The 16772-nt window shown below is 38.2% G+C and carries 13 protein-coding genes; 7 read left to right on the top strand and 6 right to left on the bottom strand.

Annotated elements, in window-relative coordinates; translation table 11 throughout:
- The first annotated feature begins 258 nt into the window (after window positions 1–258).
- From JNUCC23_RS05140 to cdaS, 3 genes are all read left to right on the top strand, one after another.
- Window positions 259–1671 carry an FMN-binding glutamate synthase family protein gene (locus JNUCC23_RS05140; protein WP_454214665.1) on the top strand — a complete coding sequence of 471 codons (1413 nt, stop codon included), beginning with the start codon at window positions 259–261 and terminating at the stop codon, window positions 1669–1671.
- A 339-nt stretch (window positions 1672–2010) separates the two neighbouring features.
- Window positions 2011–2517, top strand: a complete 507-nt coding sequence (locus JNUCC23_RS05135) for a DUF3189 family protein (protein ID WP_062183510.1) — start codon at window positions 2011–2013, stop codon at window positions 2515–2517.
- 364 nt (window positions 2518–2881) lie between these two features.
- Window positions 2882–3493, top strand: a complete 612-nt coding sequence (gene cdaS / locus JNUCC23_RS05130) for a sporulation-specific diadenylate cyclase CdaS (protein WP_454214663.1) — start codon at window positions 2882–2884, stop codon at window positions 3491–3493.
- Window positions 3494–3704: 211 nt separating this feature from the next.
- Here the strand turns inward: cdaS and JNUCC23_RS05125 are convergent, their stop codons facing one another.
- The 3 genes from JNUCC23_RS05125 to JNUCC23_RS05115 form a co-directional block, all read right to left on the bottom strand.
- Window positions 3705–4751: an AI-2E family transporter gene (locus tag JNUCC23_RS05125; protein WP_062183528.1), complete on the bottom strand. Its 1047-nt coding sequence runs from the start codon at window positions 4749–4751 to the stop codon at window positions 3705–3707.
- 88 nt (window positions 4752–4839) lie between these two features.
- Entirely contained in the window at window positions 4840–5463 is a 624-nt protein-coding gene (locus tag JNUCC23_RS05120; RefSeq protein ID WP_062183535.1) for an exonuclease domain-containing protein, read from the bottom strand.
- Window positions 5464–5481: 18 nt separating this feature from the next.
- Complete coding sequence (locus JNUCC23_RS05115) at window positions 5482–5712, bottom strand: excisionase family DNA-binding protein (RefSeq protein ID WP_062183538.1); 231 nt, start codon at window positions 5710–5712, stop codon at window positions 5482–5484.
- A 1058-nt stretch (window positions 5713–6770) separates the two neighbouring features.
- On the opposite strand from JNUCC23_RS05115, the gene JNUCC23_RS05110 reads away from it, so the two are divergent.
- The 4 genes from JNUCC23_RS05110 to JNUCC23_RS05095 all read left to right on the top strand — a co-directional run bounded on the left by JNUCC23_RS05110 (window position 6771) and on the right by JNUCC23_RS05095 (window position 11908).
- Window positions 6771–8408, top strand: coding sequence for a spore germination protein (locus JNUCC23_RS05110; protein WP_403074120.1), 1638 nt, complete (start codon window positions 6771–6773; stop codon window positions 8406–8408).
- The gene (locus JNUCC23_RS05105; RefSeq protein WP_454214660.1) at window positions 8398–9624 is read left to right on the top strand and encodes a Ger(x)C family spore germination protein; all 1227 of its coding nucleotides are present in this window, start codon (window positions 8398–8400) and stop codon (window positions 9622–9624) included. The genes JNUCC23_RS05110 and JNUCC23_RS05105 overlap by 11 nt, the downstream gene beginning before the upstream one ends.
- Window positions 9625–9645: 21 nt before the next feature.
- Entirely contained in the window at window positions 9646–10746 is a 1101-nt protein-coding gene (locus tag JNUCC23_RS05100; protein WP_403074124.1) for a GerAB/ArcD/ProY family transporter, read from the top strand.
- A gap of 64 nt (window positions 10747–10810) precedes the next feature.
- Window positions 10811–11908, top strand: a complete 1098-nt coding sequence (locus tag JNUCC23_RS05095) for a GerAB/ArcD/ProY family transporter (protein ID WP_454214659.1) — start codon at window positions 10811–10813, stop codon at window positions 11906–11908.
- A 237-nt stretch (window positions 11909–12145) separates the two neighbouring features.
- On the opposite strand, the gene JNUCC23_RS05090 is transcribed toward JNUCC23_RS05095, so the two are convergent.
- The 3 genes from JNUCC23_RS05090 to JNUCC23_RS05080 form a co-directional block, all read right to left on the bottom strand.
- Window positions 12146–14185 (bottom strand): class I SAM-dependent methyltransferase, encoded by a 2040-nt coding sequence (locus JNUCC23_RS05090; protein WP_454214657.1) that lies wholly within the window; start codon window positions 14183–14185, stop codon window positions 12146–12148.
- Window positions 14186–14216: 31 nt separating this feature from the next.
- Window positions 14217–14924 (bottom strand): pseudouridine synthase, encoded by a 708-nt coding sequence (locus JNUCC23_RS05085; RefSeq protein ID WP_454214655.1) that lies wholly within the window; start codon window positions 14922–14924, stop codon window positions 14217–14219.
- A gap of 799 nt (window positions 14925–15723) precedes the next feature.
- On the bottom strand, window positions 15724–16767 hold the full coding sequence (locus tag JNUCC23_RS05080; RefSeq protein WP_454214653.1) for a Gfo/Idh/MocA family protein: 1044 nt from the start codon (window positions 16765–16767) through the stop codon (window positions 15724–15726).
- Window positions 16768–16772: the final 5 nt, after the last annotated feature.

Genomic DNA, 16772 nt, shown 5'->3' with positions numbered 1-16772 from the left:
TTGAAAGGATTGGCTCTGTCAAAACGTCTTTAGCTACCCATAACATACTTTCCCTATATTTGGATATAATATTATATATAAAGTGAAACTTCGATCAGTGGGAATTTTCTTCATACCCACTGATTGTTAGTTGAACCAATCGGGCTTTTACGGACAGGTATCCCCCATCTACGCTTCCTTGATTCCTCTATGCCTTGAGGTGGGAGTTTTACTGCCCGTTAATGCGGGGAAATTTTAGTTGAGTATGGAGAAGTGTATATGTCGAACCTTTTATCTTATTTTACTTTTGCAATGATAGCCATCTTATTTGTTTTATTTTTATTCATGCTCGTTGGTTGGCGGTGGATGATAAAACGATTCGTAAAGCAGACTGGAAAAATCATTTTAACCGATAGTTATCAAGAAAATATTATGGAGTTGATGCCTGGGCTTCGCCATATGGGCATTCAAAATGTGCTTGAAAATAGCTTACGTGCAGAAACTGGCGATCTCCTTCATCGCCCACTTGGTTCTTCAAAAAAATGGCCGCATTTGGATCCGATTACCTTTATACCTGCCCAGACGACACCGTTTCCTACTGGTGGTGAAGAGGAAGTTGATATGAACATTACTATTGGACCAAAAGCAAAAAAACCTATGAAAATACAAATTCCGCTTATGATCAGCGGGATGGCCTATGGAATCGCACTAAGTGAACAAGTAAGGCTATCTTTAGCAGGAGCAGCTAAAAATGTAGGAACCGCGATTAATTCTGGAGAAGGTGGTATTTTACCCGAAGAATTAGACACAGCAGGAAAATATATTTTGCAGTTTTCCAAAACAGAGTGGTCCAAGGAAGAAGACCTTATTAAGCGTGCGGACATGATTGAAATTAAACTCGGACAAGGGGCATTACTCGGGATGGGTGGGAAAATATCTCCCGAAAATTTAACAGGTCGTGCTCGTGAAATTATGGGGCTTAAAGAAAATGAGGACGGAGTCATTTTTGAACATTTTTTTGAAGATCAGACATTAGAAGATATAAAAGAACTTGTTAAGGAACTTCGGAACATATCAGGTGGTGTTCCAATTGGTGTAAAAATGGGAGCAGGTGGAAAAATCGAAGAAGATATTGATCATTTAATTGAGATTGGTGTTGATTATATTGCAATTGATGGAGGACAAGCCGCCACACACGGCGCCCCCCCCATTTTATCAGACGACTTCGGCATACCGACATTGCACGCGGTTGTCCGGGCTGCCAATCATTTAGAAAAAAGAAAGATGAAAGGGCAAATTAGTTTAATTATCTCAGGAGGGCTTTTAGTGCCTGGACATTTTTTAAAAGTGCTTGCACTCGGTGCTGATGCTGTATATTTAGGCTCCACTATATTATTTGCTGTCGCACATAGTCAAACATTGAATGCCCTTCCATTTGAACCACCTACACAAAGTGTTTGGAATCAAGGAAAATTCAAAGACCAATTTAATGTAGAAGAAGGAGTAAAAGCCGCGGAAAAATTCTTAACAGCCAGTATCGAAGAAATGAAAATCGCACTTAGAGCAATGGGGAAACGCTCTTTAAAGGATTTGTCAAGAAAGGATCTAATATCGTATGACGAGCTAACAGCTAAAATGATCGGCATCCCATTTTCCTTTGAACCATGGGAAGACAATCAAGAAATGAAGTAAGATAAGTTTAAAAATAGACAGCATCCAAAAGTTCTTTTGAAGATAAAGTGAAACTTCCATCAGTGGGGGGTTCATCCCCACTGATGGTTAGTTGAACCAATCGGGGATTTACAGGCTGTTTATCCTCCACCTATTTATTTCTTGATTCTCTCACAAAAATTGAGGTGGGGGTTTTACAGCCTGTTAAACCGGGATAAATAAAGAGATCTTCTTTTTCGAATAACGGCAATGCTACTTTTCGAGCGAGCCACTTTTTTTCGATTTAGAATTCATTTTGGATAATACAAGTATATATGGAGATACTACCAAGATATCGATGTTTAAAAAAAGGGTGAAATCATGATTTATATATACAATGATTATGCCGGAACACATAGCACAGCAATGGCGGCAGCGTATCATTTAAACAAATTACCTACTGGTCGAACGCTGACCAAAGCAGAAATTTTAGATATTGATTATTTTAATAAGTTAACGAACCATGATATGGGCCGAATTATCTTTCATGGTGTAGATGAGGATGAAAACTCTGTCTATACACTGGGCCGGAAGAACGATAAACTTGTTGTTCCTGCTTTAAAAAATTTAAGTGAAATATTGCAAGATGTCTATCATGGAGAGGATAGAATTGTTTTTTCCAACACTTCTCCAACTGTACCATTTGCAATGACAATGGGGGGGCTATTTTCCAGACGGCTAAAATTCGACTTTATCGGTGTCCCCTTATTAGTCTTAGGTGCAAAGCAATGCTATCCTACTATTATTCAATTAGTTGAATACACGAAACAAGCAGGGCGTTCAGCAAAAACAAAGGTTGTTATTATTGAAAATAAGAGTTTTAACTAAGAGTGGCTTTATATTTCATCCCGACTGTCAAGCTCTGAGAAGTATGTCTGTCCAATTTCTACTGAGTAAAAAAGAGGCACGTCTGCGATTTATAAGCAGGATAAGTTATCCACATCCTTGTGTATAGTGTGGATAAATAATCAGATTATTTAAATAATAGCGACAGGTTAAGGAGAATCACCCACCCCCTTTTCCTGTTACTCATGGATAAATTTGTGGATAAACTCAGGCCCTATAAATTATTAGATTAGATAAAAACAGTCCTCTCTTTAGAAGACAGATTATAACTATTTTAAGGATACGATGTACATAAATATCTAGAATTTATTCAAGCTAAAACGAAAGGAAAGGAGAATGAGGAACAATGAATACATGTGATTTTTCGCCGATGAAACAGAGGATCGAAGCTGATATTAAGGAAATTATCGAGCACCTTGAGAAATCATTGAACGTACTTCAAAAGGAAAGTAATTGTTTATTGGGGAGCTTTGAGGAAATTAAGAATCGCTTCATTCAAGTCCAATCAGCAGCAGCTAGCTTTTATATGAATTGTTACTTATCAGAATACACAGCAAAATATGAAGATATTTCAAGAAGTATTCAACAGCTTTCCTTAATTCGTCATGGGGCTATTATTGTAATTGAACGATCAATCGCTGTAGATAACTTCATTCAAAAAGGAACGTTGATTCGTGCTGAACTTACCCCACAATTATTAGCTGCTATCTTTTATCCTGGAAATCCGCTACATGATGGGGCTGTCCTCATTCGCGGAAATGAAATTTTCTCTGCTGCTAATATCCTCCCTTTAACTAAGCAACAGGTCGAAGAAAAGAAATTAGGTACAAGACACCGTGCAGCATTAGGGTTGTCTGAGCAATGTGATGCAGTGATTCTTGTTGTATCTGAAGAAACAGGAAAAATTTCCTTCACTATCGATGGTAGTTTTTATCCGATAAGTACGAGCACCATTTAAAATGAGGAAGCCCAGATTCTATTTTCCCTTCTTCTTTTAAACCAGATTCTAAAGCCCAGACGACATTACTATTACTCTCTAAAAGACTAATAATTGTGGAATTATTCGTCACTTTTTCAATATATGAGCCCTTTTTCAAAAACAAAATAGAATACTTTCATTTAAAGGATGGAACCAAGCGGATAAAAATCCACTTGATCCTATCCTTTTTTTATTTGACCTTATTTTTCTTAATGGGTAGTTTTTCGGTTTCATTCGGTAATTCAAGCATATCAATGACGAAGATAAAGATTGGAATCCCGATGATCAATCCCCAAGTGCCAAGGAAATGCTCAGATACAAGCAATACGGCCAGAGTGAAAAATGTAGGTAAGTTCGTCTTGACCGACATGAACTTAGGATTGAGGACATAAGCCTCCAATGAATGAATAACAGCAACCATCACTAGAACCGCGATAACCTTTGTCAGGCCTCCAATACTATAGGCAATCATGCAAAGTGGAATTAAGGAAATGATTACACCTGCTACTGGGATTAAACCAAGAAAGAAAATCATAATTCCTAGCCCTAGTAACTGCGGAAAACCGAGAATCCATAAGAACAAAATAGATAGGACGGAATTCGTTGTCGCAATCAAAAATTGTACTTCAATAACCTTTCCAAACGAATTCGTAAATTTCTTCCCAAAGTGTTCAAGATTTAAGAAAAATTGACCGAACTTTCCATGCTTAAATTTGGACGTGAAGCGGATTATTTTATCCTTTTCAAGCAATATAAATAAGCTTAAAATGATCGAGATAAGTATCTGGATTGCGAGTGAACCTATTCCAGATATATAACCATATACAGCATTGAATTGTTTCGGTATATCGAAGGACGAGTCAGGACTATTAATAAAACCTTTTATATAATGAATCACCTGGTTATCCGGCGGATGCTGATAAAAGTGAAAAATTTGACTAATTAATTCAGAAATTTGCATCGTTATGACAGGGAGATATTTGTACAGCACATATGCTAACGCAAGTACAAATACTGTGTATAACACAGCTAATATCAGCTTAGGGTTAATTCTCACGTATCTATTTGCGTAGGCTGATAAAAGGTTTTGTAGCCTGCCCATAAGAAACGTAAAGATGAACGTAAATAAGACGAGATTAACCATACTGCCCATACTATAAAGCACGATAATCAATATTAATAATGTTAAGAACCTAGTAAAGCCTTTACTTTTCAAAAAATTCATTACTTCATTCACTTATCTATCTCCAATCTCGTACAGTGCTCCCTGATTTTTCCACTTCCGTACATTTTACGGATTTAGGACTGCATGTAGAACAATTCGTTTATAATTTAAAAGCTGATTTCCGCTTTACTTGTGTAACAGCAGGCTTGTATTTTCTCATCGGCCCACGTTTTAGTATCTCCTGCAAATATAAGTCACCATATGGATTTTGTTTTTTGATAAGTTCAAGTAAATATGTGATGTCATCCATCGCTCTATGAGATTGAACGTCCGATATATCGTGATTTTTTAATAATGTCAATAACTTACTGTTATACATCCCATAGTCTTTCCAGGCGACACCTCTCATTGTGCAATACCATTTCAGTTCATTAACATCTGGATACATCCGAACTAAAAAACTGCGATCAAACGATGCGTTATGGGCAAAAATAGCATCTGCACGGTTAAAATACGTCTTAATCAACACATCGGAAAAACTTTTCCCACGGACTAGCTCAAACGGAATTCCATGTACTTCATAGGCATGTTCGTAGCTCCGCCTTGCACTCACCGACATAGGCTCTCTGAGGAACGAATCTTCCTCAATTACTTCCAAGACTTCCCCTGTCGCCTCATTATATGAAAACAGCTTCATAGCAAGCTCAATCATTTCATCTTCATTTGGACTTAAACCCGTTGTTTCTACATCCAACACCAAACCCACTTTTTTTTGAATGCTCAAACTAGATCCCCCTCGTCTTTAATCTTCATCCTTAATATCTAAATCCTCAGGGATCGGTTCACTCAAAATATCTTCAAGGTGTTTTTTGTATGTCTCAACTTGCTCAAAATGAGTCTTGAACTGATCCTTGTATATTAAATATTGCTCTCCATCATGAACGGTTCGAATTCTATTCTGCAAAATCAAACTTTCAATATAAGATTCAGGCATCGATAAATACTCAGCTGTCTCTTTAATCGTCAAATACATGGCCTTCACCTCTTTTAAGTCTCTATTACTACTATACTAAAAATAATCGGTGAGCACTAAATATTTTGAACAAAAACTTTTAAGAGGTTGTTCATAAAGTCTGGTAAAAAAGTTTGCGAATTGTATCATCGCTCATTAATGACTTTCTGTTAAAACTGCGCACGTCATGACGAGCAACACAGAAGTCAGCACACCCTGTGCAAGTCCGGTCCTCACGTATTACTGTATACGCACAGGTCTTTCGAGATGCGCTTCTCGAACTTCTCGACTCTTTTTGAACACACACTTTAAGTAACTTGATTGTTAATTCTAGCTATTGGATGTTGAGCGGAAGATTTGAATCGATTTGTTTGATTGGGAGTCTTTAACTGTGTCCATAATATAGGACTCTGGCAGCAATGAAGAGATACGCCCGAGTCTAGCGGTGAATCCTGGAGTTCCGTGGTAGTCATAAATTAGTAAGTAATTTGCGAAAGCGGTGAATAAATAAAGAATATCTACTTTTCTTTCTACAACCATACATTTTTTCATCATCAGCCGGTTCATTTACATACTGATCTCCCATTTCATTCAAACTACTTCTTCGAAACTCCACTTTATCTAAATAGAAAATGCACTTCTCCATGAATTACTGTGTTTTTAGCATTATGTTTTAGTCTTCTTTGTTTTTTCATTCTTTTTTTGAACAAAGGGAATTATCGCATCTACAAATAATAATAAAATGAGAAGAAATAGAACAACTAATTCGGGCGTTTCCATCACAACGAAGGGATTATAAACGTTCATTAACGAAGTTCTAAAATTAAAGCCTTGTAGAATATCCAAGTACAGCGTAAAACTAAGTAAAAGTGCCATCATTAGACAAGTCACACCAAGGATTTTCACCTTTTATTCACAACCTTTCACTAATATTGTTCACTTGTTTGCAAAAAGTAAACCTGTTTAAGTGACTACCGTCTAACTTAAAGATTGTGACTATAAAACCCCAGGTAAATCATGCATAGATAGAAAATTATTAGAAATAATAAAAGAAACAAAAAAGAAAGGGGTCTTCTGCGATGCCTCCATTTTTTAAATATAAAAAGCAAAAAGGACATACGGATCAAAGCAAAGATACCCGAGATTCGGAAAATCATCATGTACCAGAGCTTATTGATCCTTCCCTGTCAGTTAATCTTGATATCATTAAACAAAAGACTGGACACAGCTCAGATATTATCGTCCGAACGATCATTACAGGCAATACGCCTCTACATAAAGCGTCCGTGGTTTATGTTGATGGTTTAGTTGACACGCAAGCCATCAATGATTCTTTAATTGAACCATTGCAAACGAATCATGATCTACTTGAAATGCTATATCAGCAAGATGAAGTGGATAAATTCACAAAAGAATTCATTTCGCTTGGTAGTGTACATCCAGTTACGAACTGGGATGAGCTATTTTTAACCTTGATGTCAGGTGATACGATTATTCTCATCGACGGATCGAATAAGGCATGGAGCGCGAGCGCAAAAGGCGGAGAAAGACGTTCCATACAAGAACCGAGTGTACAAGTATCTGTCCGTGGTTCAAAGGAAAGTTATACTGAATCAATCGGGACAAATATAGCGATGGTGCGTCGAATCATTAGTAATCCCGATTTATGGATTGAATCGATGAAAATCGGCAAAGTGACTCGAACTGACGTTTCTATTATGTATATAAACGGCATTGCCAAAACTGAAGTAGTTGATGAAGTACGTAAACGATTAAAAAGGATTAATATCGATAGCATCCTTGAATCGGGTTATATTGAACAATTGATTGAGGATCAGACCATAACACCATTTCCGACCATTTTCACGACAGAAAGGCCAGATATCACCGCAGGAAATCTCCTTGAAGGCCGAGTAGCGATTTTTGTAAATGGCTCTCCGGATGCGCTTCTGGCCCCCGCTTTATTTATTGGTTTTTTTCAAGCTGTTGAAGATTATTATTCCCGCTACGATATCGCAACAGCCACGCGCTTTATACGAGTCTTAGCTTTCTTTATTTCCCTGATAGGACCAGCTGCTTATATTGCCATCACAACCTTTCACCAAGAAATGATTCCGACACAGCTGTTAATCATTGTTGCGGCACAGCGAGATTCAGTGCCTTTCCCTGCATTTGTCGAAGCCATCATCATGGAAATAGCATTTGAAATTTTACGAGAAGCAGGAATCCGAATGCCAAAGGTGATTGGCTCGACGATATCAATCGTTGGAGCATTGGTTATCGGTCAAGGTGCGATACAAGCTGGCATTGTTTCGCCAGCAATGGTTATTGTCGTATCCATCACGGCGATTGCCAATTTTGCTACGCCTTCTTATACGGTCGCCATTTCTGCCCGTTTAATTCGATTTCTCTTTATGATTGCGGCCGCGGTGTTTGGATTTTATGGAATTATCTTAGGTTTCATTATGCTTGTGGTTCATCTGGTCAGTCTGCGCTCATTCGGTGTTCCATATATGACACCGCTCGCACCATTCATTCCGAAAAACATCGGGGATACGCTTATCCGAACTCCGCTATGGGCAGAGAAAATAAGACCAAGATTAATTAGTAGCAAAGATAATATAGTTCGTGAAGGGGATCATCAGAAGCCCGCACCTCCCAAAGATCGTGCGATGAAGAAAAAAAATACTAGAAAAGGGGACCAAAATGAAACGTAAATGGTTTTTACTTTTCTTGATTTTGATAAGCACCTCATTGATCTCAGGTTGCTGGAATGCAAGAGAGATACCGGATCTTGCAATCGTCTCAGCTTTTGGGATTGATAAAAATGAAGCGGGGAAATATGTGGGGACCTTCCAAATTATCAATCCAGGTAACCTAGCAGGTGGATTACAAGGTGGCGGAGGTGGGCAAGGTCCTCCCATTACTGTCTATTCTTCTACTGGAGACAATATTTATGAAGTAACTCGACGGCTTTCAACCAAATCCTCACGAACACTATATTATGCCCATACCAATCTATTGATCATTAGTGAAGACTTGGCAAAGAAAGATGGGATTACCAACATTCTTGATGCCTTTGAACGTGACTTTGAATTCCGGACAACGGCGATGGTTGTGATCGCGCATCGCTCAAAAGCTGAGGACATTATAAAAACGTTGCCCCCCCTCGATAAAGTCTCTGCTGTAAATGTGATTAAAACCTTAAAAAACACGGAGAGATTATTGGGGGAAGAGCCGACCGTCAACCTTCAAGAAGTCATTCATTACCTCGTATCCCCTGGAAAAGAACCTTTAATTAGCGGTATTTCACTAAAAGGGGAGAAACAAGACGCAAAAAAAGTTGCAAATACTCAAGGATCCTCCACTCCAAAAGCTAAGCTTGAAGCCGACGGTATTGCCGTCATGAAAGATGGTAAATTGGTCGATTGGCTTCACGGAAAAACAGCCAGAGGAACAGGATGGGTTTTAAATCGAATCAAATCAACGATTGTGAATATTAACTGGGAACAAGAAAAAGCAGCAATTGAATACACCGTAGTCCGTCAAAAAACAAAAGTTACGACACATACCAAAAAAGGCCAACCCAAAATATCGATTCATATCCGTGCTGAAGGAGATATCGGAGAGGTAAGGGTGCCAGTCAATCTAAATGATCCGCATGTGCTGAGAAAAATTGAAATAGAAGTAAACAAAAAAATCAAGAAAGATGTACATGATGCGATTCATCGTGCAAAGGAGAATAAAACGGATATTTTTGGGTTTGGCGAAGCGTTTCATCGTTCTGATCCGAAAGAATGGAATAAGCTGAAGGCCGATTGGAATGATGTAACATTTCCCAAGTTAGAAGTAGATGTGACGGTAGATGCATTTGTACGCCGCTCTGGCTTAAGAAACAAATCATACCTTTCTGAACTTAAAAATAATCGTTAACGAAAAGGAGGTGAGATATCTGTGGAAAAGGCGAAAATCAGCGCATACCAGCTATTCGTCCTCATTGTTTTATTCGAATTGGGCAGTGCCTTGTTGATCCCTCTTGCGTTAGATGCGAAACAGGATGCCTGGCTTACCATTCTGCTTGGGATGGTAGGCGGCTTTTTCTTATTTTTAGTCAATTATCGGCTTTTTCACTATTATCCCGATATCCTCCCAACGGAATATATGCAAAAAATAGTCGGGAAATCTTTCGGAAAATTACTTGCGTTTCTCTACATCCTCTACTTTATGTATATGACAGCAAGGGTAGTGCGAGACTTTGGAGAGATGTTGGTAACAACTGCTTATCCGGGAACACCTTTGTTTATTGTAAATGCCTTATTCCTCCTTGTTATCATCTATACAATCCGAAAAGGAATCGAGGTAGTAGCAAGAACTGGGGAATTACTTTTTGTGATATTATTTTTTCTTGGCTTTAGTGGAAATATCCTTATAGTCATTGCTGGTATAGTTGATCTCAATAACTTACAGCCCGTTCTAGAAGAAGGGATTATGCCAGTTTTGAAAACAACATTCACTCAAACTTTGTACATTCCATTTGGAGAGGCCGTTGTTTTTGCAATGATTTTACCGTATTTAAATCAATCAAAAAAGGGAAAACGCACTGGTCTATACGCCCTAGGGTTTAGCGGCCTCGCGCTAACACTAGTAGTGGCTATTAACATTAGCGTTCTCGGTGTAAACCTCACTACACGCTCGCAATTTCCCCTTCTTTCAACCATACAGTCCATTCAGATAGCTAATTTTTTGGAACGTCTTGATGTCTATTTTATGCTTACTTTGATTCTTGGAGGTTTTTTTAAAATAGGTTTGTATTTCTATGTAGCTGTAACAGGAATCGCAAACTTGTTTAACTTCAAAGAACCATCAAAGCTTGCCTATCCGATGGGGATTGTCATTTTGATTTTGTCCATCACCATTGCCAGCAATTACGCAGAACATATTAGTGAAGGGACGAAGTTTATCTCGCTTCCCATATTTCTCCCTTTTCAAGTGATTATCCCTGTTTTGCTTCTTATTATTGCTTTTTTTAAACATCCGAAAAAGCGCGGGAAATAGATGATCCTAAGGGTTATAAAGAATAATTCTTATAGTGCGTGTTCGAAAAGGAGGTAAGATATCTATGGAAAAGGCGAAAATCAGCGTATACCAGCTATTCGGGCTCATTGTTCTATTCGAATTAGGCAGTGCTTTGCTAGTTCCTATTGCTATAGAAGCGAAACAAGACGCTTGGCTTGCTATTCTGCTTGGGACGGCAGGCGGCTTTTTTTTATATTTAGTCTATTATGGGCTTTTTCACTATTATCCCGATATCCTCCCAACGGAATATATGCAAAAAATAGTGGGGAAACCTTTCGGAAAACTACTTGCCTTTCTTTACACCCTCTACTTTATGTATTTAGCGGCAAGGATACTGCGAGTTTTTGGTGAGATATTGATAACATTTGCCTATCCACGAACACCTTTGTTTATTTTAAATGCCTTATTCCTCGTTGTTATCATCTATACAATCCGAAAAGGAATCGAGGTAGTAGTAAGAACAGGTGAATTGTTTTTTGTGATATTGTTTTTGCTTGCCATTAGTGGTTTTATGCTTATAGTCATCTCTGGTTTAATCGATCTCCATAACTTACAACCCGTCCTTGAAGAAGGCATGTTGCCGGCTGTTAAAACAGTATTAACTCGAACTTTGTATTTTCCATTTGGGGAAGTAATCATTTTCACAATGATTTTACCGTATTTGAATCAATCAAAAAAGGCAAAACTCACTGGTGTATACGCCATAGGGTTAAGCGGCCTCACATTAGCACTAATAGCGGTTCTTAACATCAGCGTTCTTGGTATAAACCTCACTACACGCTCGCAGTTTCCCCTTCTTTCAACCATACAGACCATTCAGATAGGTGGATTCTTGGAACGTCTTGATGTCTATTTTATGCTTTTTTTGATTCTTGGAGGTTTCTTTAAAATAAGTTTGTTTTTCTATGGGGCTGTAGCAGGTACCGCAAACTTGTTTAACTTCAAAGAACCGTCAAAGCTCGCTTATCCGATTGGGATTGCCATTTTACTTGTGTCGATGACCATTTCCAGTAATTACGCGGAACATATTAATGAAGGGACACGGCTGATCATGCTTCCCATACATCTCCCTTTTCAAGTGATTATTCCTGTTTTGCTACTTATTATTGCTTTTTTTAAACATAGGAAAAAGCGTGGGTAATAGACTTACCGAAGAAAGTTGGTTTGGTTCACGGTAAATGAAAGAAAAATACGAGGATGTATAATGAAAAATCCCCGTTTTTATTCTCATTTCGGATCAACAAACACTTAGGAAATTATGTAATTATCAGGTTCCGGATCGTAAATGGGGCCATTAAATCACATTATGAGCACGTCTGTTATATTTATAAATATATACCTATACCTTTACATGCTTTTAGCAGATAAATCGCTATCATCACACCTTTTCAATAACCATCAAACAGGTGCTATCTGGAAGAGTGACACTATTGCCATCCTCATCTTCATAGTCAATTTTCGAATGCAAATTGCTAGGGTATCCTCCTTGTAAATAATGCTTAAATTGAATGATCTTTACTTTATTACCGAAAAGCCCGTGTACAAAATTTTTATATTCCTCGGGTGTGAAATAACCGAACTGTTCTTGTACTTCGTGGGCGTATGAATCTTCACCCCATGTATACGTGTACAAGAACTCCATACTATCGTTGATCTTCATTTTAACGGTGTCTTTAGCTAGCACTTGATAGTTCATTTCCCTGCCTTGAAAATCTTTTGCATACTGCTGCAAAAACTTCATTCCGTTACCATCCTTAAATCGAATAATGCGGCTTAGATTTTTACTTTCTGTCATAATTCCATCTCGAATTATGATCCTGCCACCAGGCTTTAAAACAGTGAAAGCACTATTTAACGCTTGTTTTATAACATCATGATTAAACTTCTTTCCTTCATATTCAACATAGGAGAAAAGTTCATGAAGAATCGACGAATAAATAATCGTATCAAGCGTATTTGGCTTAAAGATATCGATTAGTTTTAAGGCATCCCCCTTTATGACGTCCCATGAATGAGCTTTTTCTTTTTTCTTTTTCTTAAGAGATTCGATGACATTTTCAGATAGATCAATCCCAATGATTTCTTTATTAACCGTTTCTTTTTCTAGCATATCTAACAGGACACCGCCGCCAGGTCCCACATCTAAAATCGTGTCTCCCTTTATGTAATCAAGAATGATTCGTTTGTCATCTGCTGCGCTGTTCATATGTGCTAGATAGGTAGATTCGTTGTGAAATCGATCATACGCATCTCTTCTTAAACCGAAGAAATCAAATAGAAGCACGGTTGCTCGACTATGCATCATATCTACCTTTTCAGCTTCCACACAGAATTGAATAAGCGACTCGCCCACAGCTGAAAATTCAAACGAGACAAAAGCGATTTGAAGGCTCTCGTTTATTTCTATGTTGAAATTCACGTGGGTCGTGTCTGGTCTACGATTTATCCTGAATTCGTTTAAGTACTTCTCAATGATCCGCTTGCGATATATATTATTATGTTTTGCTCCTTGATAATCATAATGGAGCTGTTGCATAAGTTTTTCAAAATTAATATGTCTAACAGAAAACTTCTTAAGATCTTCTGAAGCCATCACCAGAATCGTCCAGAAATCTACAAATGAGAAATCATGCATGGAAGGCTCTACATACCATAAATCTTTATCCGCTAAGAACATTTTCACTTTGTCCGAGCCCTGCCCATCAATCAGTTCCATCTTTTCTTGATAGGTCTCTTGAAAACTTGACGTTAATTTGTCTACTCTCGACTCGAATTCGTCTTGATTATCTTGCTTATGAAACATTCTATCAATTGAAGCTTCTATGTCTCCTTGGAGCTTTAGCCAAAGTTCATTAGAAACTCCCCCAATCACGCAATGGTTAAGATGCAGAAGCATTTTTTTTGCTTCCATAGTAGAGTAATAGTTTTTAAAAACCTTCACTAATCCCCGATGGGTAATCAGCCTAGATTCACCGCGAAGACATTGTCCCAACAATCCATGTGTTTTAATCAATTCATATAACAACGGCTTGTCGTAGCCCGTATAGTCATGTAAGAAAATATCGGCAGAACCTTCATTATGAACAAAGATGTTATAGCCTTTTTCTACCCATTTATTTCTTTGTTCCGCTGTTCCGCCTTTAGCAACTTCACAATAGGACAAGACAGTGGCTAGCTGCCAATACATTTCCTCACTCAAAAAAGGACTTTTTAGTTCCTCTAGAATTTGTAAGGTTCTTTGAACATATTTGATAACACTATGTGTAGACAACTCTTTAATAGAAGTAATATTCTCATAGTTTTGATGTATTTCTTCAGCATCGATTAAATAGTTCAACCATGGGGGAGTATCTTCATTCTTATGACCCTGAAGTAGATAATCGTTGATATATTCAATATTCTTTTTCAACATAAGCATTGGCGCTCACCTCTGTTTTATTTTTTCTTCATTACGAATGCTTCTCCCCTTCATGTAAGCTAGACAGCAACCGTTTCAGCTCTTCATTTGTAAGCTCCCGAAAGGTCCCTCGCTCTAGGCCAGATAATGTAAGATTCATAATTCGGATCCGTTCAAGCTTTGTCACTTTATATCCAAGCGCCTTTGACATTCTCCGTATTTGTCGGTTGAGTCCTTGTGTCAAAATGATTTTAAACTCATAATCATTCATTCGTATTACTTCACATGGCCTTGTCATGACGCCCAAAATTTCGACACCACTGGCCATTTTTGCGATAAAATCATTTGTAATCGGTTGATCGACCTTGACTAAGTATTCCTTCTCATGAGCATTCTCCGAGCGCATCATCTTATTCACGATATCGCCATCATTCGTTAAGAGAATCAATCCTTCCGACGCCTTATCCAGTCTTCCCACTGCAAAAATCCTTATCGGATAGTTGACGTATTCAATAATATTACCTGCAACATGAGGAGCAGCTGTACAAGTAATTCCGACTGGTTTATTCAGCAGGAGATAGACAGATTCTGCTTTTTTCGGTATCATCTTGCCATCGATCAGCACCACATCCCCTGGTGCTACCGTATCTCCCGGTTCACAAACTACGCCGTTAATGGTCATTCTCTTTGCTTCAATCAATCGATCCGTTTCCCGTCTTGAACAGAAACCCGTTTCGCTTATATATTTATTAATTCTCATCAGTCTCTCACCTTCAAGGTTGCTAGATTCATTTCAGAGGAAATTTCCACCTAATCAAAGGAGCTTTTTTTGCATATATCAGCCCATTTTTCATTTTATCAGTCGTATTACACAAATATCAGCGGTTTTCACTATTATATCAGCCATTATCATTCTTCCCCTCAAAAAAATGATAAACCCTTCCTTTATTTGATCCTGAAAAAGGTACATTCATAGAAATCAGTAGTTTGCGTGCAATTGAATCAAAAGATACATGCAGAAAATCACGACATTCACGGTTCGTGATTGAGGATTCGATGAGGAGATAGTAATCTTGGAGTGCCTGCAAATGTGCGTCTTTCTCTTTAGTTAAGCATAATGAACAATACCAACTGCCCTTTTTCCGTTCCATCATTGAATGCAAGCATGTAGGACAGAAAACACCTGTAAGAACGTCTGAAATCGGTATCGAGTATTTGCCCAACACATCCGTTACGAGTGGCGTATCTTTTTTCATAAAAAGTCGAGTTAATTTTACTTTCAAAAAAAATTAGCTTAAGGATTCATTTATGCACCAAATTTTTGTCGGTTCATGGGTGACAAATCAAACAAGGACATATGCACCGAAAAAAAATAAAAACAGAAAGTGACAATCACTTTCTGCAAAAAAGTATGTATCCTAATCCCTTTAAATGCTTTCTCTAAAAAGTCCAACATGCAGTTCCAGCCCAAGGTTCACATAATAAATTTCTGCAAGCTTGCAAGTCTCTAACAGAGCGTAATAATCTTTTCCTTCACACCCTTGTCCGGACACAAGGTTTTAAATGACTTCCGCTCCTTGCTTTAATGAGATAATTTGTTTCGTTTCATTGGATTTGAGCGCAGCCAAAACAATTTGCAGCGATTTCATTCCTTCTTCTCCAGTAATAAGCGGTTCTTTATCGTTTATGATGCATTCAATAAAGTGATCAATTACATGCGTCGTCGTGTTCCCCCCTTCTTCATTCGTTTGAATTTTATCTAGTTTATGATGGACCGTTTCGCCAGTCCGATATTCCTCAATCAATGAATATACAGGATCGGCTTCGAGACGAAGTGCACCTTTTTCTCCATAAATAACAGTAGAGTTATCACCACCTGTTACATATGACCAGCTTGCTGCTAGCGTACCGATAATACCTGATGATGTCCGTAAAATATAAACCGCATTGTCATCCACTTCAGTATTTTCTTTTGCATTTGTCTCAATAAATGCTCCTACTTCGGTAAATTCACCAAGTAAATAGCGCATTAAATCTGCTTTGTGTACGCCGAGATCCCCCATGGCACCGATAAATGCCTGTTCTTTATTAAAAAACCAGCTTCCTGCACCGTCGATACTCCATGCTTCCGGACCCGGATGACCAAATGTTGTTTTAAAACTGTAAATTTTCCCGAGCTTCCCACTGTCAATGAGTTCCTTCGCTTTTTGGTGAGAAGAAACAAAGCGTTGATTATGAGCAATCATCAGCTTTTTGCCACTCATTTCTGCCGCTTCTATCATGGCTTTCGCTTCTTCCTCTGATGTAGCCATTGGCTTTTCACATAGAACATGTTTTCCAGCCGTAAACGCATCAATGGAAACCGGTGCGTGCAAATAGTTTGGCAGACAGATACTGACCGCATCAATTTCTGCTAAACGTAACAGATCCTTATAGTCTGTAAATGCCTTTGCAGCATACTTTTTGGCACTTTCTGTGGCCCGCTCTGCTTTAATATCACAAACAGCAATAATTTCCACTTGTGCATTTGCTTCATATTCAATTAAATGCCGGCGTCTCGCAATACTGCCACAGCCAATCACACCTACTTTTATTTTTTTCATACTAT

The sequence above is a fragment of the Peribacillus sp. JNUCC 23 genome, assembly GCF_053653995.1.
Note: the sequence above shows the minus strand (reverse complement) of the source record. Positions and strands in the feature narration are given on the sequence as shown.